This is a genomic window from Burkholderia sp. AU27893 (assembly GCF_002223205.1).
Lineage (GTDB): Bacteria > Pseudomonadota > Gammaproteobacteria > Burkholderiales > Burkholderiaceae > Burkholderia.
The window spans coordinates 480,932-506,907 of sequence record NZ_NKFD01000005.1; the positions used below are offsets into that span (position 1 = coordinate 480,932).

23 protein-coding genes are annotated in these 25,976 nt (G+C 67.8%); 13 read left to right on the forward strand and 10 right to left on the reverse strand.

From position 1 onward, the window contains the following. Nucleotides 1-2 precede the first annotated feature (2 nt). Nucleotides 3-1,595: a M48 family metallopeptidase gene (locus CFB47_RS34400; protein WP_256946856.1), complete on the reverse strand. Its 1,593-nt coding sequence runs from the start codon at nt 1,593-1,595 to the stop codon at nt 3-5. Between CFB47_RS34400 and CFB47_RS34405 the strand changes: the two genes are divergently transcribed. The 3 genes from CFB47_RS34405 to CFB47_RS34415 all read left to right on the forward strand — a co-directional run bounded on the left by CFB47_RS34405 (nt 1,489) and on the right by CFB47_RS34415 (nt 4,887). Further along, a complete protein-coding gene (locus CFB47_RS34405) occupies nt 1,489-3,222 on the forward strand; it encodes a site-specific integrase (RefSeq protein WP_089463895.1) in 1,734 nt (577 codons plus the stop codon). The two genes, CFB47_RS34400 and CFB47_RS34405, sit on opposite strands and share 107 nt — an antisense overlap. Before the next feature lie 340 nt (nt 3,223-3,562). Further along, the gene (locus CFB47_RS34410) at nt 3,563-3,886 is read left to right on the forward strand and encodes a TfoX/Sxy family protein (protein WP_089463896.1); all 324 of its coding nucleotides are present in this window, start codon (nt 3,563-3,565) and stop codon (nt 3,884-3,886) included. An 89-nt stretch (nt 3,887-3,975) separates the two neighbouring features. Further along, the gene (locus tag CFB47_RS34415; RefSeq protein WP_089463897.1) at nt 3,976-4,887 is read left to right on the forward strand and encodes a hypothetical protein; all 912 of its coding nucleotides are present in this window, start codon (nt 3,976-3,978) and stop codon (nt 4,885-4,887) included. Nucleotides 4,888-4,913: 26 nt separating this feature from the next. Here CFB47_RS34415 and CFB47_RS34420 read toward each other — a convergent pair whose 3' ends face one another. After that, on the reverse strand, nt 4,914-7,091 hold the full coding sequence (locus tag CFB47_RS34420) for a DUF4132 domain-containing protein (RefSeq protein WP_089463898.1): 2,178 nt from the start codon (nt 7,089-7,091) through the stop codon (nt 4,914-4,916). Nucleotides 7,092-7,778: 687 nt separating this feature from the next. Here CFB47_RS34420 and CFB47_RS34425 point away from each other — a divergent pair. Further along, nucleotides 7,779-9,203: a PLP-dependent aminotransferase family protein gene (locus CFB47_RS34425; protein ID WP_089463899.1), complete on the forward strand. Its 1,425-nt coding sequence runs from the start codon at nt 7,779-7,781 to the stop codon at nt 9,201-9,203. A 144-nt stretch (nt 9,204-9,347) separates the two neighbouring features. Here CFB47_RS34425 and moaD read toward each other — a convergent pair whose 3' ends face one another. The 5 genes from moaD to fdhD form a co-directional block, all read right to left on the reverse strand. Continuing rightward, complete coding sequence (moaD, locus tag CFB47_RS34430; protein ID WP_039342384.1) at nt 9,348-9,605, reverse strand: molybdopterin converting factor subunit 1; 258 nt, start codon at nt 9,603-9,605, stop codon at nt 9,348-9,350. A 52-nt stretch (nt 9,606-9,657) separates the two neighbouring features. Then, complete coding sequence (locus tag CFB47_RS34435; protein ID WP_089444117.1) at nt 9,658-10,227, reverse strand: molybdenum cofactor biosynthesis protein MoaE; 570 nt, start codon at nt 10,225-10,227, stop codon at nt 9,658-9,660. A 47-nt stretch (nt 10,228-10,274) separates the two neighbouring features. Continuing rightward, nucleotides 10,275-11,399, reverse strand: coding sequence for a GTP 3',8-cyclase MoaA (gene moaA, locus CFB47_RS34440; protein ID WP_089463900.1), 1,125 nt, complete (start codon nt 11,397-11,399; stop codon nt 10,275-10,277). Nucleotides 11,400-11,601: 202 nt separating this feature from the next. Then, the gene (glp, locus tag CFB47_RS34450) at nt 11,602-12,816 is read right to left on the reverse strand and encodes a gephyrin-like molybdotransferase Glp (RefSeq protein WP_089463901.1); all 1,215 of its coding nucleotides are present in this window, start codon (nt 12,814-12,816) and stop codon (nt 11,602-11,604) included. Further along, the gene (fdhD, locus tag CFB47_RS34455; RefSeq protein ID WP_089463902.1) at nt 12,816-13,703 is read right to left on the reverse strand and encodes a formate dehydrogenase accessory sulfurtransferase FdhD; all 888 of its coding nucleotides are present in this window, start codon (nt 13,701-13,703) and stop codon (nt 12,816-12,818) included. Before fdhD ends, glp begins: the two co-directional genes overlap by 1 nt. A 427-nt stretch (nt 13,704-14,130) precedes the next feature. On the opposite strand from fdhD, the gene CFB47_RS34465 reads away from it, so the two are divergent. The 5 genes from CFB47_RS34465 to CFB47_RS34485 all read left to right on the forward strand — a co-directional run bounded on the left by CFB47_RS34465 (nt 14,131) and on the right by CFB47_RS34485 (nt 18,926). After that, nucleotides 14,131-15,531, forward strand: a complete 1,401-nt coding sequence (locus CFB47_RS34465) for a cytochrome ubiquinol oxidase subunit I (protein ID WP_089463903.1) — start codon at nt 14,131-14,133, stop codon at nt 15,529-15,531. A 2-nt stretch (nt 15,532-15,533) separates the two neighbouring features. Then, on the forward strand, nt 15,534-16,541 hold the full coding sequence (cydB, locus tag CFB47_RS34470) for a cytochrome d ubiquinol oxidase subunit II (protein ID WP_089444122.1): 1,008 nt from the start codon (nt 15,534-15,536) through the stop codon (nt 16,539-16,541). 176 nt (nt 16,542-16,717) lie between these two features. Next, complete coding sequence (locus CFB47_RS34475) at nt 16,718-17,638, forward strand: bestrophin family protein (RefSeq protein WP_089460094.1); 921 nt, start codon at nt 16,718-16,720, stop codon at nt 17,636-17,638. 218 nt (nt 17,639-17,856) lie between these two features. Further along, entirely contained in the window at nt 17,857-18,243 is a 387-nt protein-coding gene (locus CFB47_RS34480) for a VOC family protein (RefSeq protein ID WP_089444124.1), read from the forward strand. 272 nt (nt 18,244-18,515) lie between these two features. Beyond that, entirely contained in the window at nt 18,516-18,926 is a 411-nt protein-coding gene (locus tag CFB47_RS34485; RefSeq protein WP_089460159.1) for a VOC family protein, read from the forward strand. Nucleotides 18,927-19,048: 122 nt separating this feature from the next. Here CFB47_RS34485 and trpS read toward each other — a convergent pair whose 3' ends face one another. After that, the gene (gene trpS / locus CFB47_RS34490) at nt 19,049-20,062 is read right to left on the reverse strand and encodes a tryptophan--tRNA ligase (RefSeq protein WP_089463904.1); all 1,014 of its coding nucleotides are present in this window, start codon (nt 20,060-20,062) and stop codon (nt 19,049-19,051) included. A 212-nt stretch (nt 20,063-20,274) separates the two neighbouring features. After that, nucleotides 20,275-20,430, reverse strand: coding sequence for a hypothetical protein (locus tag CFB47_RS41390; RefSeq protein ID WP_179243781.1), 156 nt, complete (start codon nt 20,428-20,430; stop codon nt 20,275-20,277). A gap of 700 nt (nt 20,431-21,130) precedes the next feature. Between CFB47_RS41390 and CFB47_RS34495 the strand changes: the two genes are divergently transcribed. The 4 genes from CFB47_RS34495 (at nt 21,131) to argE (ending at nt 24,827) form a co-directional block, all read left to right on the forward strand. Then, nucleotides 21,131-22,471 carry an NAD(P)/FAD-dependent oxidoreductase gene (locus CFB47_RS34495; RefSeq protein WP_089463905.1) on the forward strand — a complete coding sequence of 447 codons (1,341 nt, stop codon included), beginning with the start codon at nt 21,131-21,133 and terminating at the stop codon, nt 22,469-22,471. 75 nt (nt 22,472-22,546) lie between these two features. Next, on the forward strand, nt 22,547-22,984 hold the full coding sequence (locus CFB47_RS34500) for a RidA family protein (protein WP_089463906.1): 438 nt from the start codon (nt 22,547-22,549) through the stop codon (nt 22,982-22,984). A gap of 9 nt (nt 22,985-22,993) precedes the next feature. Beyond that, entirely contained in the window at nt 22,994-23,671 is a 678-nt protein-coding gene (locus tag CFB47_RS34505; protein ID WP_089463907.1) for a DUF1028 domain-containing protein, read from the forward strand. After that, the gene (gene argE, locus CFB47_RS34510) at nt 23,664-24,827 is read left to right on the forward strand and encodes an acetylornithine deacetylase (protein ID WP_089463908.1); all 1,164 of its coding nucleotides are present in this window, start codon (nt 23,664-23,666) and stop codon (nt 24,825-24,827) included. Before CFB47_RS34505 ends, argE begins: the two co-directional genes overlap by 8 nt. An 83-nt stretch (nt 24,828-24,910) precedes the next feature. On the opposite strand, the gene CFB47_RS34515 is transcribed toward argE, so the two are convergent. After that, nucleotides 24,911-25,834, reverse strand: a complete 924-nt coding sequence (locus CFB47_RS34515) for a LysR substrate-binding domain-containing protein (protein ID WP_069249468.1) — start codon at nt 25,832-25,834, stop codon at nt 24,911-24,913. Between the last annotated feature and the right edge of the window lie 142 nt (nt 25,835-25,976).

The window sequence follows — 25,976 nt, forward strand, 5'->3', positions numbered from 1 at the left end:
GGCTATTCGCTTGCCGTACCCGGCGCCTTCGCGCCATCCTGCCCGAGCGGTATCGCCAGCCGTTTCAATGTCTCCGCCAGATCGGCGTTCTCCGGCTGCACCTGCCGCGCCTGCGCGAACGCCTCGCGCGCTTCATCCCGGCGCGCCAGCTTCCACAGCACTTCACCCTTGTGCGTCAGCCCGCTTGCATAGGCTTCGCGCGCATCCTTGTCGATGTCGCCGTCCTTCGCGAAGATCGCGATCGAGCGGTCGAACCACGTCAGCGCGTCGTCGTTGCGACCAAGGCGATACAGTGCCCAGCCCTTGCTGTCGAGCGCATACGCGTCGTCCGGCGATTTCGCGAGGCGCGCATCGATCATCGCCATCGCACGATCGATCTTCAGGCCGGCATTGACGAGGTCGTAACCGACCGTGTTCAACATGCGATCCGTGAAATTGCCCACCTCGAGCGCGGTGTCGATGCGGCCTTCGTCCCGTTCGGCAATCGCCAGCGCGACCATCTTGGCCGCGATCTGTTGCCGGAGCGCCCGGCCGAGATGCTGGCCGTCGGCGACCAGGCTGCCGAGGTACTGCGTGTAGAGATCGGGCACGCCCGGATTGCCGGCACGGTTGGCGATGTTCGTGGCGGGCCCTGCGCACCAGTCGGTGTCCGCGGGCACGTGCAATACCGTGGGGTGCAACCAGAGCTTGCGGTCCTCGTGCGATTGCGCGAAGACGGTATAGCCGTTGGCGTCGATCTGCCCGCAGGCCAGGTAGGCGCCCGTCACGTCGAGTACGTACGAGTAATGGCCGTAGGGTCGCCCCGTATCGATGTCGATCACGCGGAACGTTCCGCCCATGTCGCCTTCACCGACGACGGGCTGAAGCGCCCACTCACGCTCGGGATGACGGGCGGGCAGGCGGATCCGCACCGTGCGTCCGGCGGCATCGGTCGTGCCGAACACGACGCTTTCGCCGCCATTTTCATGAGGCGGCAGCCCCGCGATCGCCTGCCCGGGCAGCAGCAGCCGGTAGCGCGCATTCGGTAGCGGCCGGTGCGTGACGGGGTCGCGCAGCACGAACCGGTGAACGTAAGCCCCGGTTCCGAACGACGCGGTCGGCGCGACGTAGGTGCGTGCGTAGGCGGCGGGCAGCACGGTGCAGCTCAAGGCCGCGGCAACGAGCGCGGCGACAAGGCGGGATGTCATGGAATGGCGGTTCTTGTTGGTAATGGCGTGATTGACCGACGGCCGGAAATGCATTGGACGACCCAAGCGGCCTTTGATATCCGGCTGCGCATACCGAGACGGATGGCCGGATCGCCCAGCGCTATTCAACGCGGGATCCGCCCGTTGCGACGTGATGCGAGGAAGCAGCGAACGGATGACGCGGGAATGCAGTGCGGAGCATAGCAGGGCGCGTTGGGCGTCCTGCGTGTGAACGCGTATCTCGTCTGGAACCCTGCGCGCGACGTACCCGATCGCGCGCGCTTCTGTCAAACTCGCGGTCATGAAACCGCGCCTCGCCTCACCGCCTTCCCCCGATTCCACCCCTGCGCCCGCAGGCTTTCCCGATGCCGACGAACTGGCCGCGCTGCGTGCGTGGTACGCGGGCATGACCGTGCGCCAGGCGGTCGAGCGTTACCTGCCCGATCGGCTCGGCGAAGGGCGCTCGGCGCGCGGCGTGATCGGTGCCATTCGCCGCCGCCTCGTGCGCGTCGCGCGGCAGGTGGGCCGGCCCGATCTCGCGGAGCGGCTCGGTCACGCCGACGGTGAGCGTATGCAGCAAGCGAAGGCGGCAGCCGAAGCGATCGGCCTGCTGCGTCATGCGCGTGCGCCGGTCCCGCAGATCAGCGACGACGTCGGCCTGTGGCTGCCCGCGCGTGCGGTCGGCGCACTGCGTGCGCACGGGATCGCGACGCTCGCCGATCTCACGGTGCGGATTCCGCGCCGGCGCCAGTGGTGGCGTGCGATCGCGGGCCTCGGCGTGGCCAGTGCGCGGCACATCGAGGCGTTTTTCGCCGCGCATCCGGCGCTGACCGAACGGGCGCGCGCGCTGATCGCGGCGACGCCGCGCGGCGCCATCGTGCCGTGGGAGCAGTTGAAGCTGCCGCACGAGGTCGACGGCTCGGCCGGCACGTTCCGCGCGCCGCGCGCGACCAGCACGCTCGATGCGGACAACGATTACGCGGCCGTGCACGCGTGGCTGTCGCTGCACGAATCGGCCGCGACGCGGCGGGCGTACCGGAAGGAAGCCGAGCGGCTGATCCTGTGGGCGATCGTCGAGCGCGGCCGCGCACTGTCGTCGCTGACGACCGAGGATGCGGTCGCGTATCGCGCGTTCGTGCGGCGCCCGACACCGCACGAGCGCTGGGTCGGGCCCGTGCGGCCGCGCAGTGCGCCCGACTGGCGGCCGTTCTCGGGTGCGCTGTCCGCGCGCTCGGCCGCCTACACGCTGTCGGTGCTCGGCGCGCTGTTCCGCTGGCTGATCGAGCAGCGCTACCTGCTCGCGAATCCGTTCGCGGGCGTCAAGGTGCGCGACACGCGCGGCCCGAACGCACTCGACACGTCGCATGCGTTCACCGAAGGCGAGTGGCTGCTCGTGCGCACGATCGCCGACGGGCTCGAGTTCCGCAAGGGCACGCCGGCCGCGCCGCAGTCGGGCTGGACGCCGGCCGCCGCGCAACGGCTGCGCTTCATTCTCGATTTCGGCTATGCGACCGGGCTGCGCGCGAGCGAGCTGGTCGGCGCGACGCTCGGCGACATCGAGACCGACGCGCACGGCGACGCGTGGCTGAAGGTGATCGGCAAGGGCAGCAAGGCCGCGCGCGTCGCGCTGCCGCCGCTTGCGCGCACGGGGCTCGACCGTTTCCTGGTCGCCCGCCGGCTGCCGGTCACGCCGTCGCGCTGGCGGCCCGACACGCCGCTGATCCCGAGCCTCGCGGAAGACGGCGCGGCCGCGATCACGAGCGTGCGGCTGTGGAAGGTGATGCAGCGCTTCTTCGCGCAGACGGCCGATCAGGTCGAGGCCGACAACCCCGCGCTCGCGCAGAAGCTGCGGCAGGCCAGCCCGCACTGGATGCGTCATACACATGCGACGCATGCGTTGGCGCGCGGCGCGGAGTTGACGACCGTGCGCGACAACCTGCGCCATGCGTCGATTTCCACGACGTCGATTTACCTGCATGGCGACGACGTGAAGCGCGCGCGGCAGATGTCGAGCGCGTTCGCGGCCGAGAAGTAACGGCGTCGTGCTGTCGGCGCTGCGTCCGGGGAGGGACGCGGTGGCAATCGGCGACGCGGCGCAATGCGTTGTTCCGCCGTCGCCGGCCGCTCAATCGCAGGCCGGCCCGTGCCGCTCTCCCGGCACGGAGGCGAAGCCCGATTTTTGTGAAGCGCTATCGGGCGATTCACCGCACCGTCATGTAACTGTCAGCGATGTCGGGCAGGGGCGGGCGATTGCGATCGCACGTGCCTGAATGCGCGCTCCTCCGACCAAGGGACGACGCACTGCAGCGTATCCGCAATCAGGCGGAACGCTCGGGAGCGTGCCGGGGTCATAACCATTTTGCCGGGAGCAGTGAATGGCATCGAGCCAAGGCACAGTCGATTTCATCGTCGAGCAGATGGCGGCGGCCGGCAAGGTATCGGCGCGCAAGATGTTCGGCGAATACGGCATCTATTGCGACGGCAAGATGATCGCGCTCGTTTGCGACGATCGGCTGTTCGTCAAGCCGACGCCCGAAGGCCGCGCGTTTCTCGGCACGTGCGAAGAAGGTTCGCCGTATCCGGCCGCGAAGCCGCACCTCGTCATCTCCGGTGAGCGCTGGGACGATCGCGAATGGCTGTCGGCGCTGATCCGGATCACCGCCGCGCAGTTGCCGGTGCCGGTGAAGCGGAATCGATAGCGGCCCGTTCGCATGCCATGTTGCGCTGCGGCCAGGCGTATTCTGTGACACATGTGCGCGACCATCGCGCATCCGGAGGGAGCACAAGAATGAAGACATCCGGACATTCGCGCGGCACGTGGCGTGCGCGCCGCGCCCGGCACGCGCTCGTCGCGGCCCTGTGCGCGGGCTGGAGCGCGCTGTCGTTCGGCGCGGACGATGCGGCGACACTGCTCGAGCGTTACCGCAGCCTCGGCCCGCAACTGAAGGACAACGCGTTTCACCGGCCGCTGGTCCTCGAATCGGCGGAAGCGTCGTCGTCGCTGAAGGGCGACATCTACGCGGTGGTCGACTATCCGTACGCGGTCGTGAGCAACCAGCTCGACGATCCCGCTCAGGGCCCCGCGAACTGGTGCGCGGTGCTGATCCTGCACCTGAACACGAAGTATTGCCACGCGTCGACCGGCAGCAATGGCCCGGTGCTCGACGTGAACCTCGGCCGCAAGATCCAGCAGAAGCTGCCGGACACCTACCGCGTGCAGTTCCGCTATCGCGTGGCGGCCGCGACGCCCGACTATTTCCAGGTCGACTTGACCGCCGACAGCGGGCCGATGGGCACGAAGGATTACCGGATCGCGCTGGAGGCCGTGCCGGTCGGCACGTCGCGCACGTTCCTGCATCTGACGTATTCGTATGGCTTCGGCACGGTGGGCCGGATGGCGATGAAGACCTACCTCGCGACCGTCGGCAGCGAGAAGGTCGGCTTCACGACCGTCAGCGGCGGATCGGCTGCGCAGCCGCAGTACGTCGGTGGCGTGCGCGGGCTGCTGGAGCGCAACACGATGCGCTACTACCTCGCGATCGACACGTATCTGGCGACGCTCGACAAGCCGCTCGACCAGCGCCTCGCGCGCTGGTTCGACGCGACCGAGCAGTATCCGCAGCAACTGCACGAGGTCGAACGCGGCGCGTATCTGCAGATGAAAGCGCAGGAGGTGCAGCGGCAGCAGGCGGTGCGGTAGGCGGTGCCTGCTGCCGCATCGCCGCCTCAGTCGAGCAACCCCGCGACGACATCGACGATCCGCTGCAGCAGCGCTTCGTCGTAAGGCAGCCACGGCACTGCGCGCAGCGGCGACGGCGGCGGTTCGATCGAAGGTTCGACGGGTTCGCCGTCGCGCGTCACGCGCCCGGTCGCGCAATGCACCGACCATGCGCCGACGCGCACATGGCGTTCGTCGATCGTCACCCGGCCCTGCGCGATCGGTTCGGCGAACACGAGCGCGAGCACCTGCTTGCGATGCCGCGCCATCGCGCCGAGCGGCAAGTCGGACAGCCGGTGCAGGCGCTGTTCGCGCTCGTGTCGCGCGGCGCGCTGGCGCACCGGGTCCGCCGGCGTGTCGGCCGCGCGCGTCGTTTCATCGTCGAGCGCGAACGCGGCGACGCTGACGAGCAGGTCGACCGCACGCGCCACCTCCGAGAACACCACGGGATCGATTTCACCGATCGGCGCGGCCACCCAGCGCCGCTCGCGCCTGCGTTCGACGTGCAGCCGGCCCGACGTGCCCTGGCCGTCCGTGCCCGGAAAGAGCCGCGCCGCGACGCTGAAGGTCGCGCGCACGTCGCCGAACTCGCGTGCGAGGCCGTCGTCGTACGCGCGGATCGACCAGCCTTCGCGGCGCGCGACGCCGAGCAGCGGGCGGCTCGCGAGCACATGACCTTCGAACATCGCGGAATGACTGTTCGCGGTGTCTTCGTCGGCCGGCACGTAGAACTCGCGGAACGCCTGCCGAATGGGCTGCCGGATCGCACGGCCGACGATCGCGCGCTGCCACGCGAGCCGCTCGTCCGCATCGGCCAAGAGCGGATGCCAGAGCCGGATCTCGCTGTCGGCATCGAGTTCGCACGCCACGCCGGCGGCGTCGCGCAGCACGACCTTGCCCTTCGCGATATCGGGCATGAACGAAACGGTCGCGCCGTTACGTGCGCGTGCGTGCCAGATCGTGCGGGTCGAGAACGCGGCGCCGGCCGGCGCATCGACGAGGCGCTCGCGCCATTCGACATGGCCGAGCGTCATCGACTGCCAGAAACCCGCTTCCATGCAGGTGGCGAGCATCGTGAGCTGCTTCTTGTCGGGCTTCGCGTCGAGCGTCATGCGCAGCGCGGTGTGCGGCCGTTCGCCGAGCGCGCGTTCAGCGGGCTTCAGGTTACGCGCGAGCTTCTTCTGCACGCCCGCGTGACGCACGGTGGCCAGCGCATCGCGCAGCGCACGCACGGTCTCGGGTGTCGGGATCGTCTCGACCGCATGGCCGAGTGCGATCGCGAGCGATTGCGATGGCGCGGTTTTCGCGGCGGTCGGCGCGACGCACACGCCGGTCAGCAGCGGCCCGATCAGCGGCGGGAGCCACGGCGCGTCGCGATAGGCCGCGACGCGCGCCGCGCGCGCGACGACCTGCGCGTCGTCGGTCGTGAACGCGCGATCGGCCTGATAGGGGACTTCGCCCGCGTGAATCGCGGCGACGTGCCGCGCGGCTTCGGTCAGCGTGTCGCGCGCGAAGTCGACGTAAGCGGGTTCTTCCGCGAGCGTGACGGCCGGATCGTCGGCGTTGAACCACAGCCGCTTCGGCGCGAAATACCCGTCGTTCGTCGCGGCCAGCGCGAGCAGCGCGGCCGGCCCGAGTTCGGGCAGCACGTCGAGCTCGCGCACGCGAAACGGGGAATCGGCATTTGACTGCGCATACGCATCGCGCAAGGCCGTGATGTCGCGCCGGCCGGCGAACGAATGGAGCGCATATTCGCCGTACACGGAGAGTCGTTGCAGGCCGTCGTTCTGCGGTTCGCCGAGGATGCGCGCGAGTTCGGCCTGCAGTGCGGGCGCGGGCAGCGCGTCGAGACACGACAGTTCCTGTAACGCGCGCTGCCACGCGCCGGCCGGAATGTCGCGAAACAGTTCGAGCGCGGCTTCGGCGTCGACGAGCGGCGCGAGCTCGAGTGCGTCGATCTGGGTGCGTAGCCAGCGCGCGAATTCGGCGCGCGGATCGTCGTACGCGTAGTCGTGCTGCGCGACGTGTTCCTCGGTGCGGCGCAGCGCCGGCCACACCGCGCCGAGCGCGTGCGCGTCGAGCGTCGACAGGTCGAGCGGCGCGCCGGTGAAGCGCGGGTGGTCGGCGCTGCCGGTCAGTCGAGCGACGAGCGGGTCGACGATGGGCGGCTGGACAGATTGGGTCATGAGGTTCGGCGGCGCTCGCGTGGCGGCATCGGATCGTCTTGGGTGTGGTGTTTGGCGTCAGCGCGGGCGCAGCCGCTCGACCATCTCGTGGATGACGATATGGCGGATCGCGCGCAGCAGGTGCATTTCGCCGCCGAGCGTCGCTGTGTTCCGTCCCGACGGCGAAATTCAGGAAGAAACCGTGCGATCGACGAGTTTTTGGCGGGCGATAGGCGCAATTGTATGAAAAACCGTGTGATCGCACAGTTTTTGTTCCCGATTTGCCCGGCAACGTGTCCCGCCACCGAGTGCACTCGTCACCGCTGTCCTGCCGTTCCCTAAAGTCACGAACCTCCGTCCGGCGTCGCCGCGTGTGATTTGCCGGCATCGCGGCCCATTTCATAAGACGTACAGTTCTCCCGCAATGCGCGATGCGCGCCGAACTGTACTCTTGTTCGCGCGATCGATGTGTGTGCTCGTCGCCAACTGTTCTGCTCTTAAGATTCCACCATCAAGTGCACAGTGCCGCGGATCCAGTCGCACCGGAACCCTGTCGGCGCATCTTCAAGAGAGAGCCAGTGCGATGGAAAAGGCAAAACCGGAGGGAAAGATCAGGAATCACGACGGCCCGGTCGGCGGGCGCAACACGCGCGTATCGGACGCAAACGGCAGGGCAGCCCAGCTGCGCCGCCCGGCGGGAGGTACGCGATGAAACTCTATGAAAAACTCGCGGACGACATCGAGCGCCTGATCCGCCAGGGCGTGTACCGGCACGGCGACCGGATTCCGTCGGTGCGGCAGGCGAGCCAGCAGCACCGGATCAGCATCACGACCGTGCTGCATGCGTATCTGTTGCTGGAAAGCCGCGGGCTGCTCGAAAGCCGCCCTCAGTCGGGCTATTTCGTGAACCTGCGGCGCGACGACAGCCATGCGCCGGTGCGCGAGCTGCGCCCGTCGAAGCCGATCGCGATCTCGTCGTCGGTGGACGTGAGCCGGCTCGTGCTGTCGACGCTGCGCTCGATCGGCACCGACGATGCGGTGCCGCTCGGCTCGCCGTACCCGGACCCGAGCCTGTTTCCGTTCGAGAAGCTGAACCGCTACGCGTACGCGGCCGGCCGCGACAAGTCGCTGTGGGGCGTGACGGACGGCTTGCCGCCCGGCCATCCGCGACTGATCCGGCAGATCGCACGGCGCTACCTCGAAAACGGGATGTCGGTGGACCCGAACGAGATCATCGTGACGGTCGGCGCGACGGAGGCGATCAACCTGTGCCTGCAGGCCGTTGCGAAACCGGGCGACACGATCGCGGTGGAATCGCCGACGTTCTACGCGATGCTGCATGCGATCGAACGGATGGGGATGAAGGCGATCGAGGTGGCCACGCACCCGGAATACGGAATCGATATCGCGGCGCTGGCCGCGATCGCGAAGTCGCAGCCGATCGCAGCGTGCATGGTGATGCCGAACTTCCAGAACCCGCTCGGCTTCCAGATGCCGGACGAGCGCAAGCGCGAGCTGGTCGCGTTCGCGACGAAGACCGGGATGCCGCTGATCGAGAATGGCGTGTACAACGAACTGTATTTCGGCGATGCGCATCCGAGTTCGTTGAAGTCGTATGACCGCAGCGGGATCGTGCTGCACTGCTCGTCGTTCTCGAAGAGCCTGACGGCCGCGTACCGGATCGGCTGGGCGCTGCCGGGCCGCTATCGTGACCAGGTCGAGAAGCTGAAATTCCTGAACACGCTCGCAACGCCGTCGCTGCCGCAGCTCGCGATCGCGGAGTTTCTCGAACGCGATGGCTACGAGCACCACCTGCGGCGCCTGCGCAAGGCGTATGCGCAGCAGGCGAACCTGATGCGCGCGATGGTGTCGCGGTTCTTCCCGGAAGGCACGCGCATCTCGAGCCCGGCGGGCGGGTACGTGCTGTGGGTCGAACTGCCTGCGCAGATCGATGCGATGCGGCTTTACCAGCTCGCGCTGGAGCAGGGGATCACGATCGGGCCCGGCTACATGTTCTCGATCACGGACAGCTACCGGAACTTCATCCGGCTGAACTACAGCAGCCCGTGGTCGCCGGAGATCGAGCAAGCCGTGATCACGGTCGGGAAGCTGGCGGCGGCGTGCATGCGGTGAGCACGCGCGGTGTCTTGTACTTCAATGACGAAGCCGGCCCGGTGCCGGCTTCGTCATGTCGACGGCATGCCGCGGTGGCCGCGCGGAAGCCATCGCCGGCGGGGCGCTCGCCATCGCGTGCCCCGGAGGCTGGCCTGACCGAGGTTACCCGCCCGTCACCGGCGGGAAAAACGCTACCTCGCTGTCCTCGCGCACGACGAATCCCCCCGTTACCATCTCGAGATTCACGGCGGCCCGCACGGGGCGGTCCGTTCGCAGCGCTTCCGCGCTGCGCGCGTCGCGTGCGGCCAGCGTGTCGCGCAGCGCGTCGACGGTGAGTTCGCGCGCATCGATCTCGACGATTTCCTCGTCGCGCTCGAGTTGTTCGCGAATGCTTGCAAAGTATTTGATCGTCAGTTTCATTGCGTTGTCTTGAGAAGGAGCGGCGGAATCGGAAAGGGCGCGGTGCGCCCGCTCAGCCCCAGCGCCGCATCGCCTGGTCGTCGTGCGCTTTCGCCTCGACCCAGCCGGATACGCCGTCGTGGCGGATCTCCTTCTTCCAGAACGGTGCGTGGGTCTTCAGGAAGTCCATCAGGAATTCGCACGCATCGAACGCGGCGCCGCGATGCGCGGCAGCCACCACGACCAGCACGACCGCCTGGCCGAGCGGAATGCGCCCGACGCGATGCACGATCCTGATCGTTTCGAGCTGCCAGCGCGCGCTGGCTTCCTCGACGATGCTCCACAGCGCCTGTTCGGTCATCGTCGGATAGTGCTCGACCTCGAGCGCGATCACGTCATCGACGTCGCCTTCGTTGCGCACGACGCCGAGGAAATTCACGACCGCACCGACATTCGGATTGCGAACGATCGGCGCGAGCTCGGCGCCGGCATCGATCGACGCGTACTGCACGCGCACTTCGAAGCCCGCGGCAATCGACGGTGGCGGTTCGGGATGCGGGTCGGTCGCGTGGTCGGGCGCGGGGCTGCCCGCGTGCATCGGATCGTCCGGCAGCCCGGCACGGGATTCGGTGAAGCTCGTCATGACGATTCTCCTGTTGGCGGTGCGTCCCGGGGTCGCGCGGCGGCCCCTCAGCCGCCGACCAGCGACATGCGCACGGTCGGATAGGTCTTGCCCGGCGCGCGGGCAGGCCGTGCGGCCCGGCGCTCGGAATAGCGGTCGTCGCGGTGCGTCCAGCGATCGCGCACGGCGGCGGCGAGGTCGGCGCTCGACGTTGCGTCGTCGAGCCACGGCCGCAGGTCGGTGCCTTGCGTCGCGAACAGGCACGTGTAGAGCTGCCCGTCGGCCGACACGCGGGCCCGCGAACAGGTGCCGCAGAACGGATGCGACACGCTCGCGATGAAGCCGACTTCGCCTGCGCCGTCGATGTGCGCGCAACGGATCGCGGTCGCGTCGTGCGCCGGTTCGCCGACGAGCACGAGCGGATAGTGTGCGTCGATCAGTTCGCGCATATGCGCGGCCGGCATGACCTTGTCGCCGGACCAGAAGCTCGCGCCGCCGACGTCCATGTATTCGATGAAGCGCACGGCCACGCCGGTGTGCCGGAAGTGCCGCACGAGCGGCAGGATCTGGTCGTCGTTCACGCCGCGCTCGATCACAGCGTTGACCTTGACTGGCGCAAGCCCGGCCGCCTGCGCGGCCTCGATGCCGGCCAGCACGCGCGACACGGGCACGTCGGTGTCGCTCATCCGGCGGAACACCGCGTCGTCGAGCGCGTCGAGGCTGACCGTCACGCGCGACAGGCCCGCGTCGCGCAGCGTGCGCGCCTTCGCGGCCAGCAATGAGCCGTTGGTCGTCAGCGCGATCTCGACGGGCTTGCCGTCGACGGTCGTCAGCGCGGCGAGACGTTCGATCAACGCTTCGAGGTTGCGGCGCAGCAGCGGCTCGCCGCCGGTGATGCGGATCTTTTCGACGCCGAGCGACGTGAACGCACGGGCGATCTTTTCGAGTTGCGCGAACGACAGCCGCTCGGACGACGGCATGAACGCATAGTCGGCGCCGAAGCTTTCGCGCGGCATGCAGTAGCCGCAGCGGAAATTGCATTGATCGATCACGGACAGGCGCAGGTCGCGCAGCGGGCGGCCGAGCGTGTCGGACGTGCGGGGGAAAGCGCCGGGCGATGCGCCGCCGGACAGTGCGGCAGCGGCCGGCGCGGCGGAAACGATGGCATTCACGATCGGTTCGTCTGCCTGCAAGAAGTAAGCGGTGGGGCGTCGCCGGTCGGCCGTGCGTGTGCGGATGGGCAGGCGCACGGCGCGTGACGAGCCTCATCGTGAGGATAGTCCGCGGGGTTTTCGCGGCAGGGACACAATCGCGCCCGAATTGCAGGGATACAGTTCGTCGTACGACCTGCGCGGCGACGGATACCGTGAATCGGGCGCGTGAGCATCATCGCGCTCACGCAAGCCAGTGCGCGAATTCGTAATACGGTACCGCGTCGCCGCACACGATGCGCTGTCCGGCCGGCAGTCGGGCCAGCCCGCTCGCCTGCACGAGCGACTGCAGCGTGCCGGCGCCTTGCTGGCGCAGCGTGTCGAGCGCGGGCGTGCCGTCGAGGCCGACGGTGCAGTGCACACGCACGAAGCGTTCGCGCTGCGGATCCGGTTCGAAGTCGGCGTCGATCGGCAGCGACGGCACGATCGGCACGCGTGCGTGGCGCCCTTGCAGGCGGCGGATCAGCGGCGCGACGAACAGCGTGAACGCGGTCATCGCGGCCCCCGGATTGCCGGGCAGCAACACCACCGGCCGCGTGTCGAGCCGGGCGAGCGCCACCGGCTTGCCCGGCTTCATGCGCACGCCGGCCACGATGAACGACGCGCCGAGCGCGTCCAGCGCGGGGCGCAGCAGATCCTTGTCGCCGACCGACGCGCCGCCGACGCAGATCACCAGCTCGCAACCCGCGTGCAGATCGCGCAGCGCGCGATCGACGGCGGACGCGGTGTCGGCCGCATGCAGGCGCATCGCGACCTCGGCGCCGGTTCCCGAAACCAGCGCGGCGAGCATCGGCGCATTGCTGTTGTAAATCTGTTGCGGCGCACGCGGCTGCCCGCACGCGACGAGCTCGTCGCCGGTCGTCAGGATGCCGACGCGCAGCGCGGGGCGCACGTCGACGCGCGCGAATCCCTGCGCGGCGGCCACGCCGACGTGCATCGGGCCCATGCGCACGCCGGCCGGCACGAGCGGGTCGCCGGCGCGCACTTCCTCGCCCTGGCGGCGGATGTGCGAGCCGCTGCGCTGCGGCGCGTCGAACGCGACCCAGCCATCCTGCTCGCGTGCGTGCTCCTGCATCACGACGGTGTCCGCGCCGGGCGGAATCACGCTGCCGGTGAAGATGCGCGCGGCCGTGCGCGGGGCCAGCGGTGCTGGCGTGTCGCCCGCATAGCAGCGTTGCGCGACGTGCAGCGGCTCGCCGTGCGCGAGATCCGCGTAACGCACCGCGTAGCCGTCCATCGCGCTCTGGTCGGCCGGCGGCTGGTCGAGTACGGCGACGAGCGGCGCGGCCAGCACGTGGCCGGCGGCTTCCGCGATCGGGACGGACGTGGTGGCGCCGAGCGGCGCGAACGCACTGGCGAAATGCTGCTGCGCGGTGTCGAAATCGGTCAGGGGTTTCATCAGGAAAGCGCCGGATGCGCTTGAGCGAGCGCGGGTTGATCGGGTTGATCGGGTTGAGAGGGCCGAGCGACGTCGGGCGACACGTACTCGACGAAGCCGTCGTTGCGGCAGAAGCCGACCAGCCTGACGCCGGCTTCGCGGGCGACGTCGATCGCGAGCGAGGTCGGTGCCGAGATCGTCGCGATCATCGGGATGCCGACCCGCGCGGCCTTGCGCACGAGTTCGTAGCTTGCGCGGCTCGACAGGAACACGAAGCCGTCGTGCAGGTTCGCGCGGCGCCGCGCGAGCCGGCCGATCAGCTTGTCGAGCGCGTTGTGGCGGCCGACGTCCTCGAACACGTCGAGCACGTCGCCGTCGCGGTTGCACCACGCGGCCGCGTGGATGCCGCCCGTCTCGCGCATCAGCGTCTGATGGGCCGGCAACGCACGGGCGGCACGTTCGATCGCAGGTGCGTCGATACCGGCGGCCGTGCCGGCGGCGGCGATGCGCGGCGGGTGCAGGTCGAGCTGCGCGATGCTTTCGATCCCGCAGACGCCGCAGCCGGTGCGGCCGGCCAGCGCGCGCCGGTGCGCCTTCATCGCCATGAATGCCTGCTGCGACACGGTCAGCCGCACTTCGGCGCTGCCGGCACGGCATTCGCTTTCGATGTCGAAGACGTCCGATGCGCGCTCGACGATGCCTTCGCTCAGCGCGAAGCCGAGGCCGAACACGTCGAGGTCGATCGGCGTCGCCATCATGACCGTGTGCGCAATGTCGTTGAACACGAGTGCAACCGGCGTTTCCTCGACGACGCTGTCGACGGTGTCGCGCGCTTCGCCGGCACGGTGACGCGTCACCTGACACGCGGTGCTGCCGGTTGGAGCGTCGCGGCGGATGCAGGACTCCATGCGGTTTTCTCCAGGCGGATCGGCCGGCGGGCCGGCCGGGTCGGGCGGGTACGCCGGACCAGGGGAATCGAGAGGCTGCCGGGCGGCGCGGCCGAGGGGGCGCGCCGTCGCTTCGGGCAGGCGTTTCATGGGATGTTAAGGGGGATGACAGGCGCGCCGGATGTACAGCGCTGCAATGCGGAAAGCAGTACAGCTGACCATCCCGCAGGAACGAAATGTGTTTTCCGTGCACACATCTTCGGCGGCGTAAGCAGCACAGTTTCAACGCACGTTCGAACGATTGCGAGTATCGTTGCAAACGCGATATCGTCATTCACGCTTCGATGCCATGCGAGTGACCGTTTGTGTTCGCATGTGTTGTCGCCAAGCCGTCGCGCGATTTCCTGCTTCGAGCGTACGTCCTCACAACCACGAGCAAATTACGGTCATGGAAATCTTCGATGCGTTCCATCTCGCCCGCTTGCAATTCGCGTTCACGGTGTCGTTCCACATCGTGTTTCCCGCGATCAGCATCGGTATGGCGAGCTTCCTGGCAGTGCTGGAATGGCGCTACCTCGTCACCGGCGATGCCGCCTACAAATCCATGTTCCAGTTCTGGTCGAAGATCTTCGCGATCGGCTTCGGGATGGGCGTGGTCTCTGGCGTCGTGATGGCGTACGAGTTCGGCACCAACTGGGCCGGCTTCTCGCGTGTCGCGGGCAACATCACCGGCCCGCTCCTCACGTATGAAGTGCTGACGGCGTTCTTCCTCGAAGCCGGCTTCCTCGGCGTGATGCTGTTCGGCTGGCAGCGCGTGAGCCCCCGCGCACACTTCTTCGCGACGCTGATGGTCGCGGTCGGCACGCTGATCTCGACGTTCTGGATCCTCGCGTCGAACAGCTTCATGCAGACGCCGCAGGGCTACAAGATCGAGAACGGCCTCGTCGTGCCGGTCGACTGGTTCAAGATCGTCTTCAACCCGTCGTTCCCGTACCGGCTCGTCCACATGACGATCGCGGCGTTCATCGTCGCGGGCTTCATCGTCGCCGCATGCGGCGCGTGGCACCTGCTGAAGGGGCGCCGCGACGAGCCGGTGAAGCGCAGCTTCTCGATGGCGCTGTGGATGCTGCTGGTGCTCGCGCCGATCCAGATCGTCGTCGGCGACGCGCACGGGCTGAACACGCGCGAATACCAGCCGGCGAAGATCGCGGCGATCGAGGGGCTGTGGGAAACCGAGAAGGGCGGCACCGCGCTGAACCTCTTCGGGTTGCCCGACATGCAGGCCGAAACCACGCGCTATGCGATCCAGGTGCCGCACCTCGGCAGCCTGATCCTCACGCACAGCTGGGACGGCGAGATTCGCGGGCTGAAGGAATTCCCGCCGCAGGACCGCCCGTATTCGCCGATCGTGTTCTGGACGTTCCGGATCATGGCGGGCCTCGGGATGCTGATGCTGCTCACCGCCGTGCTCGGGCTGCTGCTGAGAAAGGGCGGGCGCCTGTATGAGACGCGCTGGTTCCAGTGGTTCGTCGTCTGCATGGGGCCGTCGGGCATCCTCGCGCTGCTGGCCGGCTGGGTCACCACCGAGGTTGGGCGGCAGCCCTGGACCGTGTACGGCGTGCTGCGCACCGTCGATTCGGTCGCGCCGCTCAGCGCGCAGCAGGTCGGCGTGTCGCTGCTGGTCTTCGTGGTCGTGTACTTCCTGGTATTCGGAACGGGGATCTACTACATGTTGAAACTGATGAAGCACGGGCCGGCGGCCCAGGCCGGCTACATCGAGCTGCACCGGCATCCGGGGCTGCGCAAGAGCGCGCTGTCCACGCCGCTGAACGTCACCGAGGCGGAGTAACCATGCACATCGATCTTCCTGTCATTTGGGCCGCGATCATCGGCCTCGGCGTATTCATCTACGTGATGCTGGACGGCTTCGATCTCGGCATCGGCCTGCTGTTTCCGTTCTTCGACGCGAAGGCCGAGCGCCAGGTGATGCTCGACACCGTCGCGCCGGTGTGGGACGGCAACGAGACGTTCCTGGTGCTCGGCGGCGCGGGGCTCTACGGTGCGTTCCCGGTCGTGTATTCGACGCTGCTGCCGGCGAACTACCTGCCGCTGGTGCTGATGCTGGTCGGGCTGATCTTCCGCGGGGCGGCGTTCGAGCTGCGCGCGAAGGCCACGCGCACGCAACACATGTGGGATCTCGCGTTCATCGGCGGCTCGGCGCTGGCCGCGTTCTGCCAGGGGATCGTGCTCGGTTCGCTGCTGCAGGGCATCAAGATCGAGAACAACCAGTTCGCGGGCGGGCCGTTCGACTGGCTGTCGCCGTTCAGCCTGCTGTGCGGGATCGGCGTGCTCGTCACGTATGCGACGCTCGGCTGCGGCTGGCTGATCCTGAAGGTCGACGGCGAACTGCAGCGCAAGATGCGGCTGCTGATGAAGCCGCTCGCGGGCGTGCTGCTCGCCGTGATGGGCGTGGTCAGCCTGTGGACCGTGATCGGGCTGCCGGCCGTCGCGCATCGCTGGTTCGGCAGCGGCAATCTCGGCTGGTTCCTGCCGGTGCCGGTGCTCGTCGTCGCCTGCGTGTGGGGCATCTTCCACACCGTGAAGCGCGCGCACGAGGCCACGCCGTTCCTGCTGACGCTCGCGCTCGTGTTCCTCGGCTACACGGGGCTCGTGATCAGCATCTGGCCGAACATCGTGCCGCCGTCGCTGTCGATCTGGGACGCGTCGTCGAGCCATTCGAGCCAGCTGTTCGCGCTCGTCGGCACCGTGATCGTGCTGCCGATCATCCTCGTGTACAACGCGATGCAGTACCGCGTGTTCCGCGGCAAGGTGCGCGAGGGCGACATCGGTTATCACTGAGCGGCCACCGCTGAACGCCGCATGAGGTGACGGGCAGGGCGGGCGCGGGCGTATCATCACGCGCAGCGCGTTGCCCGGCCCGCCATTCACCCGGCACCGGCCCGCCACGCGCGGGCCGTTGCGCATCGGGCGCCGGCGCGCCGCTTGATGCATTCCCTGGCAGTCGAGAAAACACCATGATCGTCCGACCACAACAAAACTGGCTCAGGATGCTGTTCGTCTGGAACGGCTCCGTGCTGCAATCGATCATTCCGCAGCTCGTGTTCATGGCGGTCGTCAGCACGCTGGCGGTCTTCACGAACGGGCGCATCTTCGGCGAAAAGATCCCGCTCAACACCGCGCCGTTCACGCTGTTCGGGCTCGCGCTCGCGATCTTTCTCGGGTTTCGCAACAGCGCGAGCTTCGAGCGCTTCAAGGAGGCGCGGCATCTGTGGGGCAACCTGCTGATCGCGGCGCGCACGCTGACGTCGCAGTTCAATCGCTACCTGCCCGACAGCGTGAGCGACGCCGAGCGCAACCGGCTCGCCGACCTGCTGATCGCGCTCACCTATGCGCTCAAGCACCAGCTTCGTCATACCGATCCGACCGCGGACCTGCAGCGCATTCTCGGGGCGGACCACACGGCCGAGCTGGGCGGCAAATGCTTCAAGCCGGTCGCGATCCTCGACGAGTTGCGCGGCGACATCGTCCGCGCGCTGGGCCGTGCGCCCGGTAGCGATGCGACCTGCTGGATGTTCGAGACGCAGCTCGACGAGGTCGGCAAATCGGTCGGTGGTTGCGAACGCATCCTGTCGACGCCGATCCCGTTCTCGTACAGCGTGCTGCTGCATCGCACCGTGTATGCGTATTGCGTGCTGCTGCCGTTCGGTCTCGTCGATTCGACGGAGTTCTTCACGCCGCTGATCTGCGTGTTCATCTCGTACACGCTGATCGCGCTCGAAGCGATCGCGAGCGAGGTGGCCGAGCCGTTCGGCCTCGCGCCGAACGCGCTGGCGCTCGATGCGATGACGCGCACGATCGAGCGGTCGGTACTCGAACTGGGCGACCGCCCGCTGCCGGAGGAATTCGTGCCGGCGTCGACGTACCAGATCACGTAAGCGGCGGCACGTCGCGGCGCTGCGTCGATTTCGAGCCGGCGTCGGGCGGCAAGGTCGGGCAGGCCGTGGGTTTCACGCACGATCCCGACCGCGGTCCGGTGATCAAAGACTTCGACTGGGCTACCTGCGCACGCCGATCGACGGCGGTGATGTGTTTGTCATCGATTTCGGCGAAGAATAGCGGCAGCGCGGTGGCTGCCGCGACAGGAGCGATTGGAATGCGAATCTACGTGACGAGTATCTTTGTCGACGACCAGGACACGGCGTTGACGTTCTATACCGACAAGCTCGGGTTCAAGCTGAAGAACAACGTGCCGGTGGGCGAGACCCGCTGGCTGACGGTCGTGTCGAAGGACCAGCCGGACGGCACCGAGCTGCTGCTCGAGCCGAGCCACCATCGCGCGGTCGGGCCTTACAAGCAGGCGCTGTACGAGGACGGCATTCCGGCGGCATCGTTCCAGGTCGACGATCTCGATGCGGAGTTCGCGCGGCTCACGGATCTCGGTGTCCACTTCACGCTGGAACCGATGGACGCGGGGCCCGTGCGTGTCGCGATCATCGACGATACGTGCGGGAACCTGATTCAGCTGATGCAAATGAAGTGACGCCATGCGCCGCGCGCGGGGCGCTCAGCGCACCGCGACCGCCGGCGCATCGTGCATCCAGCTGCGCTCCTGCGTGCGGCTCCGGATGCGCCATCCGCGTTCGTTTTGTACCGGGAGGTCGCGAGTGGACCAGCGGCCGCTCCGCCGTTGGCTCGGATAGTCGCTCGAGCGACGGTGGCGGAGCTGCCGAATCGCCCACGAGCAGCAGGGCGACTGCAGTCGGAAATGCCCCGCTCAGGTAGACTCGTGTGCCCTTCAACGGAGTAGATGCGATGCAACTGCTTGATCACGTGTCAATCAGCGTGCCGGATATCGATCTGGCGCGCCCGTTCTACGATGCCATCATGGCCGCGCTCGGCGCAGCCAAGGTTTATGACCGGCCGACCGCGCTCGGCTATGGCGAACGTTGCAACGCGAACGACACCGCATCGACTTTCCTGGCGGTCTATCTGGATCCCGCTGAAATCGGCGCGAGCAAGCGGCACTGGTGCTTCAAGGCCGCGAGCCGCGCGCAGGTGGATGCGTTTTACGAAGCTGGCCTGGCGACGGGCGGGCGGTCCGACGGTGAACCCGGCTTGCGGCCGCATTACCACGGCGATTACTACGGCGCGTTTCTCGTCGACCCGGCCGGCAATCGGGTCGAGGCGGTGTGCAATGCGTCCGTGCCGGCGCAGGCATCGTGATGAAGGTGCGGTTCACTCGACACTCGCTCGATCGCTCGCGCACGTGACGCGGTGAACGCCACGCGCCGGCTCGATACCGACCGGCGTGCAAAGCGGCTTCGCGTGCTCGCAGCCGGTGCCGTTCAATCGAAGTAATTCAACCCCATCGCGCCCTTCACCTCGGCGAGCGTCGCGCCTGCCACGTCGCGTGCATGCATCGTGCCGCGCTTCAGGATCGCCATCACTTCAGCCTTGTCGGCCTCGAATTCGCGGCGGCGCGCGCGAATCGGCTCGATCAACGCCTGCAGCCGCTCGTTCAGCACGCGCTTGACGACGCTGTCGCCGAGCCCGCCGCGACGGTAGTGCGCCTTCAGCTCGTCGACCTTCTGCACGTCGGGTTCGAACGCATCGAGGAACGTGAACACGACGTTGCCCTCGACCTGGCCGGGATCGCTCACGCGCAGGTGGTTCGGGTCCGTGTACATGTCCTTCACCGCTTGCGTGATCTCGTCCGGCGTCGAGCCGAGCGTGATCGCGTTGCCGAGCGACTTGCTCATCTTCGCCTTGCCGTCGATCCCCGGCAGTCGCGTGACCGCCGACAGCACGGCCTCGCATTCGACCAGCACGGGCTGCTCGACGGTCGCGTTGAAGCGGCGCACGAGTTCGTTGGTCTGCTCGATCATCGGCAACTGGTCGTCGCCGACCGGCACGTGCGTCGCCTTGAACGCGGTGATGTCGGCCGCCTGGCTCACCGGGTAGGTCAGGAAGCCGGCCGGGATGTCACGCTCGAAACCGCGCAGGCGGATCTCTTCCTTGATCGTCGGATTGCGTTCGAGGCGTGCGACCGTGACGAGGTTCAGCAGGTATTGCGACAGCTCGGCGAGCTCGGGCGCCTGCGACTGCACGACGATCGTCGAGATCGCCGGATCGATGCCGACCGCGAGATAGTCGAGCGCGACCTCGATCACGTTCTCGGTGACGCGCTGGCGGCGGCCCATGTTGTCGGTCAGCGCCTGCGTGTCGGCGAGCAGCAGGAACTGTTTAGCTTCGTGCTGCATCTGCACGCGCGCGCGCAGCGAGCCGATGTAGTGGCCGAGATGCAGCGGGCCGGTCGTGCGGTCGCCGGTGAGGATGGTCGGTCGGGTCGGGTGGGTCATGTTGGTCGTGGCTCCAGGTTATCGAAGCCGCCAGCCATGGTGTCTGCGCAGAAACGCAAATGCCGCCATCGCTGGCGGCATCACGTTTGGGACATGCAAAAGGAAACGGGCCGCCTGGGTCAGGCGCGCCACCAGCAATGCACGTTCGGCGAGGCGGGTCGGGTTTCCATTGCGTGAGTATAGCGTAGTGCGGGGTTGGATGGCCGGGCGCGTCAGCGGATCACCGACTCCATCGCGAGGTACGCGGTTTCGGCCGACGGCCACAGCAGGTACAGCAGGCCGGCCATCAGCAGCAGCGCGCCGGCGCGCGCCAGCGGCGTGCGGTCTTTGTGGTGCGGGGTGCGGGGGGGCTGCTTCGGTTTCTTCATGCTTGCAGGCGCGGGGAGCGCCACTCCAACGGTTGCTGCAACGGGTCGCGCGGGGCGATGCCGGGGTGTTGCGGGGTTCAACGGGGCTGTAGGGCACCGTGTTGCCGGGGCTGGACGGCACGGATGGCGGGTCGCGATCCATTAAAAGGGTTCGATCGGATATCCTGTGTCCGCTCTCCATGCCGAGGCGACCGGCATCCTACCAGTTTGGCGATGTGTGCATAGTCAAGAATTGTCGGAGAGGCGTGCGGCCGGCGGCGGCACCTCCGACTCGCTGTGGTTCACAACGCTTGCGGTGCGTAGCGCGCGGAGCCGTCGCCGATGATCGCGACGACGGGCTTCCGGCCTGCCGTCTTGGCCCCGGCGATAGGCCGACCGCCGCTCCCTGACCCGATCCGAGGACGTGCGACCACGGTAATTGTGCAACGGCCTGTTGCACAAACTTCGGCTGCGGAATGGCTTGTTCGAGGGCGCGCATGTACTTGATTCGCACCGCAGCCAGACATGAACGTCGTCTCTCGTGTGCGCACCAGAAGGCCACCCGCACCGCTCGCCACTCCCACCACCCCCAGCTTTTTGTTCGTCAACACCAACAAAAATCATCATTTCGCGCCTGCCTGCGCATCAGCAGAATGTCTCCATTCCAACTCACGCGACCGTCCGAACGTCGCGCCGAGCCGCACTTCAGAAGGAGACAGCCGTGGCAGTCGAAACAACTTCAATCGATACGCTCGTCGTGGGCGCCGGTCAGGCCGGCGTGGCCATGAGCGAGCACCTGGGCAAGCTGGGCGTACCGCATCTCGTGCTCGAGCGCAGCCGCATCGCCGAGCGCTGGCGCACGGGTCGCTGGGATTCGCTGGTCGCGAACGGCCCCGCGTGGCACGACCGTTTCCCCGGCCTCGAATTCGACGGCCTCGATCCCGATGCGTTCGCAACGAAAGACCAGGTCGCCGACTACTTCGAAGCGTACGCGCGCAAGTTCAACGCGCCGATCCGTACCGGCGTCGAGGTGAAGCAGGTCGTGCGCAATGCCGGCAAGCCGGGTTTCATCGTCGAGACATCCGACGGCACGATCGAGGCGAACCGCGTGGTCGTCGCGACCGGGCCGTTCCAGCGCCCGGTGATTCCGCCGATCGCGCCGGACGACGCGCGCCTCGTGCAGATTCATTCCGCCGACTATCGCAACCCGGCGCAGCTTCCGGACGGCGCGGTGCTGGTGGTCGGCGCGGGGTCGTCGGGCGTGCAGATCGCCGACGAGCTGCAGCGCGCGGGCCGGCAGGTCTACCTGTCGGTCGGCCCGCACGACCGGCCGCCGCGTGCGTATCGCGGCCGCGATTTCTGCTGGTGGCTCGGCGTGCTCGGCGAATGGGACAAGGAAGTCGCGACGCCCGGCCGCGAACACGTGACGATCGCGGTGAGCGGCGCGCGCGGCGGCCATACGGTGGATTTCCGCAAGCTCGCGAACCAGGGCGTGACGCTCGTCGGGCTGACGAAGTCGTTCGACGGCGGCGTGGTCACGTTCGAGCGCGATCTGGCGATCAACCTCGCACGCGGCGACGAGAACTACCTGTCGCTGCTCGACGCGGCCGACGCCTATGCGGCGCGCAACGGCCTCGACCTGCCGGAAGAACCGGAAGCCCGCCGCATCCTGCCGAATCCCGATTGCGTCGCGCATCCGATCCTCGCGCTCGACCTTGCCGGCGCGGGCGTCACGTCGATCGTCTGGGCGACCGGCTACGCGGTCGACTACGGCTGGCTGAAGGTCGACGCGTTCGCCGACAACGGCAAGCCGCAGCACCAGCGCGGCGTGTCGAAGGAGCCGGGCATCTACTTCCTCGGGCTGCCGTGGCTGTCGCGGCGCGGCTCCAGCTTCATCTGGGGCGTGTGGCACGACGCGCGGCACATCGCCGATCACATCGCGATCCAGCGCACCTACCTCGAGTACCACGACGCGTCGCAGCGCCGCTCGACCGCGCAAGCGGAGCAGGACGTTGCCGCGCCTCATGCCGACACGCAGCCGCTCGCCGACGCGGTGAACTGACCGAACCCCCGCCGCCTGCCGCACCGCGTCTGCTTCCGGTGCGGCGGCGTGACCCCTGACGACTGAAGGATTCCGATGAGCCAACCCACCCATACCCGTATCCGCATGTTCAACACGAAGGATACCTACCCGAACCAGACGCTCGACAACGACCTGTGCCAGGCCGTGCGGGCGGGCAATACCGTCTACGTGCGCGGTCAGGTCGGCACCGATTTCGACGGCAAACTGATCGGCCTCGGCGATCCGCGCGCGCAAACCGAGCAGGCGATGAAGAACGTCAAGCAGCTGCTGGAGGAAGCCGGCAGCGACCTCACGCACATCGTGAAGACGACGACCTACCTGATCGATCCGCGCTATCGCGAGCCGGTGTACCAGGAAGTCGGCAAGTGGCTGAAGGGCGTGTATCCGATCTCGACGGGGCTCGTCGTATCCGCGCTCGGCCAGCCGCAGTGGCTGATGGAAATCGACGTGATCGCCGTGATCCCCGACAACTGGCAGCCGAACCGCGCGTAGGAGGGAAACATGACTTTCTCCATCGTCGGGCGTTGCCCGGAGACGGGTCAGCTCGGCATCGCGATCAGCTCGTCGAGCATCGCGGTGGGTGCGCGCTGCCCGTGGGTGCGCGCGGGCGTCGGCGCCGTCGCGACGCAGAACATCACGCTGCCGGCGCTTGGGCCCCAGATCCTCGACCTGATCGAGCACGAGCAACTCGCGCCCGCCGCGGCGCTCGACCGCGCGCTCAGCGCGAACGGCTGGAGCCAGTACCGGCAGGTCACGGTGATCGACGGGCAGGGGCAGACGGCCTGCTTCACCGGCAAGGAAGCGCTCGGCACGCATCACGCGGTGCAGGGCGAGCAATGCGTGGCGGCGGGCAACCTGCTGGCCGCACCGGCCGTGATCGACGCGATGGTGCGCGCCTTCGAACAGGCGCCCGGCCTGCTCGCCGATCGCCTGCTGGCCGCGATGCGCGCGGCGATGGCGGCCGGCGGCGAGGCAGGGCCGGTGCATTCGGCCGCGCTGAAGGTGGCCGGCGACGTGACCTGGCCGATCGTCGACCTGCGCGTCGACTGGGCCGAGGCCGATCCGATCGGGCAGCTCGATGCGCTGTGGCAGGCGTATCGGCCGCAGATGCAGGACTACCAGACGCGCGCGCTGAACCCCACCGCCGCGCCGAGCTACGGAGTGCCGGGCGATGAATGACACGTCGAGCCGCGCACTGCTGGAACGGCTGATCGGTTTCGCGACGGTCAGCCGCGAGTCGAACCTGGAGATGATCGGCTTCATCCGCGACTATCTCGCGGGCTTCGGCGTCGAAAGCGAACTGTTCTACAACGCGGAAAGCACGAAGGCGAGCCTGTACGCGACGATCGGGCCGCGTGATCGCGGCGGCATCGCGCTGTCGGGCCATACCGACGTGGTGCCGGTCGACGGGCAGGCGTGGACGGTCGAGCCGTTCCGGCTGACCGAGCGCGACGGCCGCCTGTACGGCCGCGGCACGGCCGACATGAAGGGCTTCATCGCGTCGGTGCTCGCGGCCGTGCCGGCGTTCGTGGCCCGGCCGCTGAGCATGCCCGTGCATCTCGCGTTCTCGTACGACGAGGAAGTCGGCTGCCTCGGCGTGCGGCCGATGCTCGATGCACTGGCCGCGCGCGAGCACCGGCCGCGCCTGTGCCTGATCGGCGAGCCGACCGAGCTGAAGCCGGTGCTCGGTCACAAGGGCAAGCTCGCGATGCGCTGCCATGTAAAGGGTGCCGCTTGCCACTCGGCGTACGCGCCGTCGGGCGTCAACGCGATCGACTATGCGGCGAAGCTGATCGGCCGGCTCGGCGAGATCGGCGCGGCGCTCGCGCGGCCGGAACGGCACGACGCGCGGTTCGATCCGCCGTTCTCGACAGTGCAGACGGGGCTGATCAAGGGCGGCCGCGCGCTGAACATCGTGCCGGCCGAATGCGAGTTCGATTTCGAGGTGCGCGCGCTGCCGGATTTCGATGCGCACGACGTGCCGAGGAAGTTGCAGGACTATGCGGAATCCGAACTGTTGCCGAGGATGCGCGCGGTGCAGCCCGATACCGACATTCAACTGCAGCCGCTGGGCGCGTATCCGGGGCTGGCGACGGCGCCGGACAGCGAGGCCGCGCGCCTGCTCGCGATGCTGAGCGGCTCCGATGCGTTCGGCACGGTGGCGTTCGGTACCGAGGGCGGGCTATATGGCGAGGCCGGCATTCCGACCGTGGTGTGCGGGCCCGGCAGCATGGACCAGGGGCACAAGCCCGACGAATTCGTCACGCTCGACCAGCTGCACGGCTGCGACGCGATGCTGGGGCGGCTGGCTGCTCATCTCTCCGCCGCCGCCTGACGCGGCACGCCTGACCGACACGCACGCACCGCCTCCCGCGGCGCGTGCGTTTTCGTGTTCCTTCCGGTTCCTTATCGCACCGTTTATCGCGCCGCTTCCGCGACGATCTGCGCGAGCCGCTCGCGGCAGAAATCGACGAACGACTGCGCCTGCTTCGTGAGTTGCCCGCGCTTCAGCCGCGCGCTCACGAGCCCCGACGGGCTCACCGTTTCGCTGAGGCCGATCGTCACGACGCGCTGGCCGTCGTACGTGTATTCGGAATGCGGGCGCGTGACGAGCAGCGAGAAGCCGAACCCCTGGCCGACCATCCCGCGCACCATCTCGATCGACGGCGAGCCGAACACGATGTTCGGCGTGAGCCCGAGTTCGTGAAAGAGACTGACGAAATACGTGCGGCTCGGCTGCACGTCGAGCAGGATCATCGGCTCGACACAGAGGTCGCGCAACGACACGTGCGTCTGGCCCGCGAACCGGTGATTTTCCGGCAACAGCACGTACGGCTGCTGCGGCGGCATCAGCGGCTCGGTCTCGATCGTGCCGTCGAGATCGTGGTCGTACATCAGCGCGAGATCGAACGTGCCCGACGTCAGGCCCTGCACGAGTTCCTGCTGGTCGCCGTCGCGCAGCCGGATGTTCACGCCCGGATAGCGCTCGCGAAAGCCCGCGATCAGTTGCGGCAGATAGAGCGGCGCGACCGTCTCGAAGCAGCCGATGTCGATCTGCCCGGTGATCACGTCGTTGTCGGCGAGCGCGTTCTGTTCGAATTCGTGCGCGATGCGCAGCAGCTCCTGCGCCTTCCGGTAGAAGCGCGTGCCGCTCGGCGTGAGCGACACGCCCTGCGCGTGATGGCGGATGAACAGCTTCACGCCGAAGCTTTCCTCCAGACCCTTGATCGCGCTGGAGATCGACGGCTGCGCGATGAAGAGCTGGCGCGACGCCTCGGCGACGCTGCCGGATTCCACGGTCGTCACGAAGTATTTCAGTTGCCGCAAAGTGTAGTGAGCCACAAGCACCTCTGATGCACGGCCCCGGCGTGCCGCCGCGGGCGCAATCTGTCCATGGTTTGCGTAGCACCTTACCTGAAAGCCCCCCGGCGCCGAAATGTCCGCTGCAGAGCTTTTTCGTATGTCGCGGAAATATTTTTAGTAT

Excerpts from the sequence above, each read along its gene's own strand:
- glp (WP_089463901.1), bottom strand. The coding sequence starts at position 12,816 with ATGAAACCCCTGACCGATTTCGACACCGCGCAGCAGCATTTCGCCAGT.
- CFB47_RS41390 (WP_179243781.1), bottom strand. The coding sequence starts at position 20,430 with ATGAAGAAACCGAAGCAGCCCCCCCGCACCCCGCACCACAAAGACCGC.
- CFB47_RS34505 (WP_089463907.1), top strand. The coding sequence starts at position 22,994 with ATGACTTTCTCCATCGTCGGGCGTTGCCCGGAGACGGGTCAGCTCGGC.
- trpS (WP_089463904.1), bottom strand. The coding sequence starts at position 20,062 with ATGACCCACCCGACCCGACCGACCATCCTCACCGGCGACCGCACGACC.
- CFB47_RS34435 (WP_089444117.1), bottom strand. The coding sequence starts at position 10,227 with ATGACGAGCTTCACCGAATCCCGTGCCGGGCTGCCGGACGATCCGATG.
- CFB47_RS34400 (WP_256946856.1), bottom strand. The coding sequence starts at position 1,595 with ATGCCCGCGTACCACGCACGCAGCGCGGCCAGTTCGTCGGCATCGGGA.
- CFB47_RS34465 (WP_089463903.1), top strand. The coding sequence starts at position 14,131 with ATGGAAATCTTCGATGCGTTCCATCTCGCCCGCTTGCAATTCGCGTTC.
- CFB47_RS34425 (WP_089463899.1), top strand. The coding sequence starts at position 7,779 with ATGAAACTCTATGAAAAACTCGCGGACGACATCGAGCGCCTGATCCGC.
- CFB47_RS34415 (WP_089463897.1), top strand. The coding sequence starts at position 3,976 with ATGAAGACATCCGGACATTCGCGCGGCACGTGGCGTGCGCGCCGCGCC.
- cydB (WP_089444122.1), top strand. The coding sequence starts at position 15,534 with ATGCACATCGATCTTCCTGTCATTTGGGCCGCGATCATCGGCCTCGGC.
- CFB47_RS34485 (WP_089460159.1), top strand. The coding sequence starts at position 18,516 with ATGCAACTGCTTGATCACGTGTCAATCAGCGTGCCGGATATCGATCTG.
- CFB47_RS34475 (WP_089460094.1), top strand. The coding sequence starts at position 16,718 with ATGATCGTCCGACCACAACAAAACTGGCTCAGGATGCTGTTCGTCTGG.
- CFB47_RS34500 (WP_089463906.1), top strand. The coding sequence starts at position 22,547 with ATGAGCCAACCCACCCATACCCGTATCCGCATGTTCAACACGAAGGAT.
- CFB47_RS34410 (WP_089463896.1), top strand. The coding sequence starts at position 3,563 with ATGGCATCGAGCCAAGGCACAGTCGATTTCATCGTCGAGCAGATGGCG.
- CFB47_RS34480 (WP_089444124.1), top strand. The coding sequence starts at position 17,857 with ATGCGAATCTACGTGACGAGTATCTTTGTCGACGACCAGGACACGGCG.
- moaD (WP_039342384.1), bottom strand. The coding sequence starts at position 9,605 with ATGAAACTGACGATCAAATACTTTGCAAGCATTCGCGAACAACTCGAG.
- CFB47_RS34420 (WP_089463898.1), bottom strand. The coding sequence starts at position 7,091 with ATGACCCAATCTGTCCAGCCGCCCATCGTCGACCCGCTCGTCGCTCGA.
- fdhD (WP_089463902.1), bottom strand. The coding sequence starts at position 13,703 with ATGGAGTCCTGCATCCGCCGCGACGCTCCAACCGGCAGCACCGCGTGT.
- argE (WP_089463908.1), top strand. The coding sequence starts at position 23,664 with ATGAATGACACGTCGAGCCGCGCACTGCTGGAACGGCTGATCGGTTTC.
- CFB47_RS34405 (WP_089463895.1), top strand. The coding sequence starts at position 1,489 with ATGAAACCGCGCCTCGCCTCACCGCCTTCCCCCGATTCCACCCCTGCG.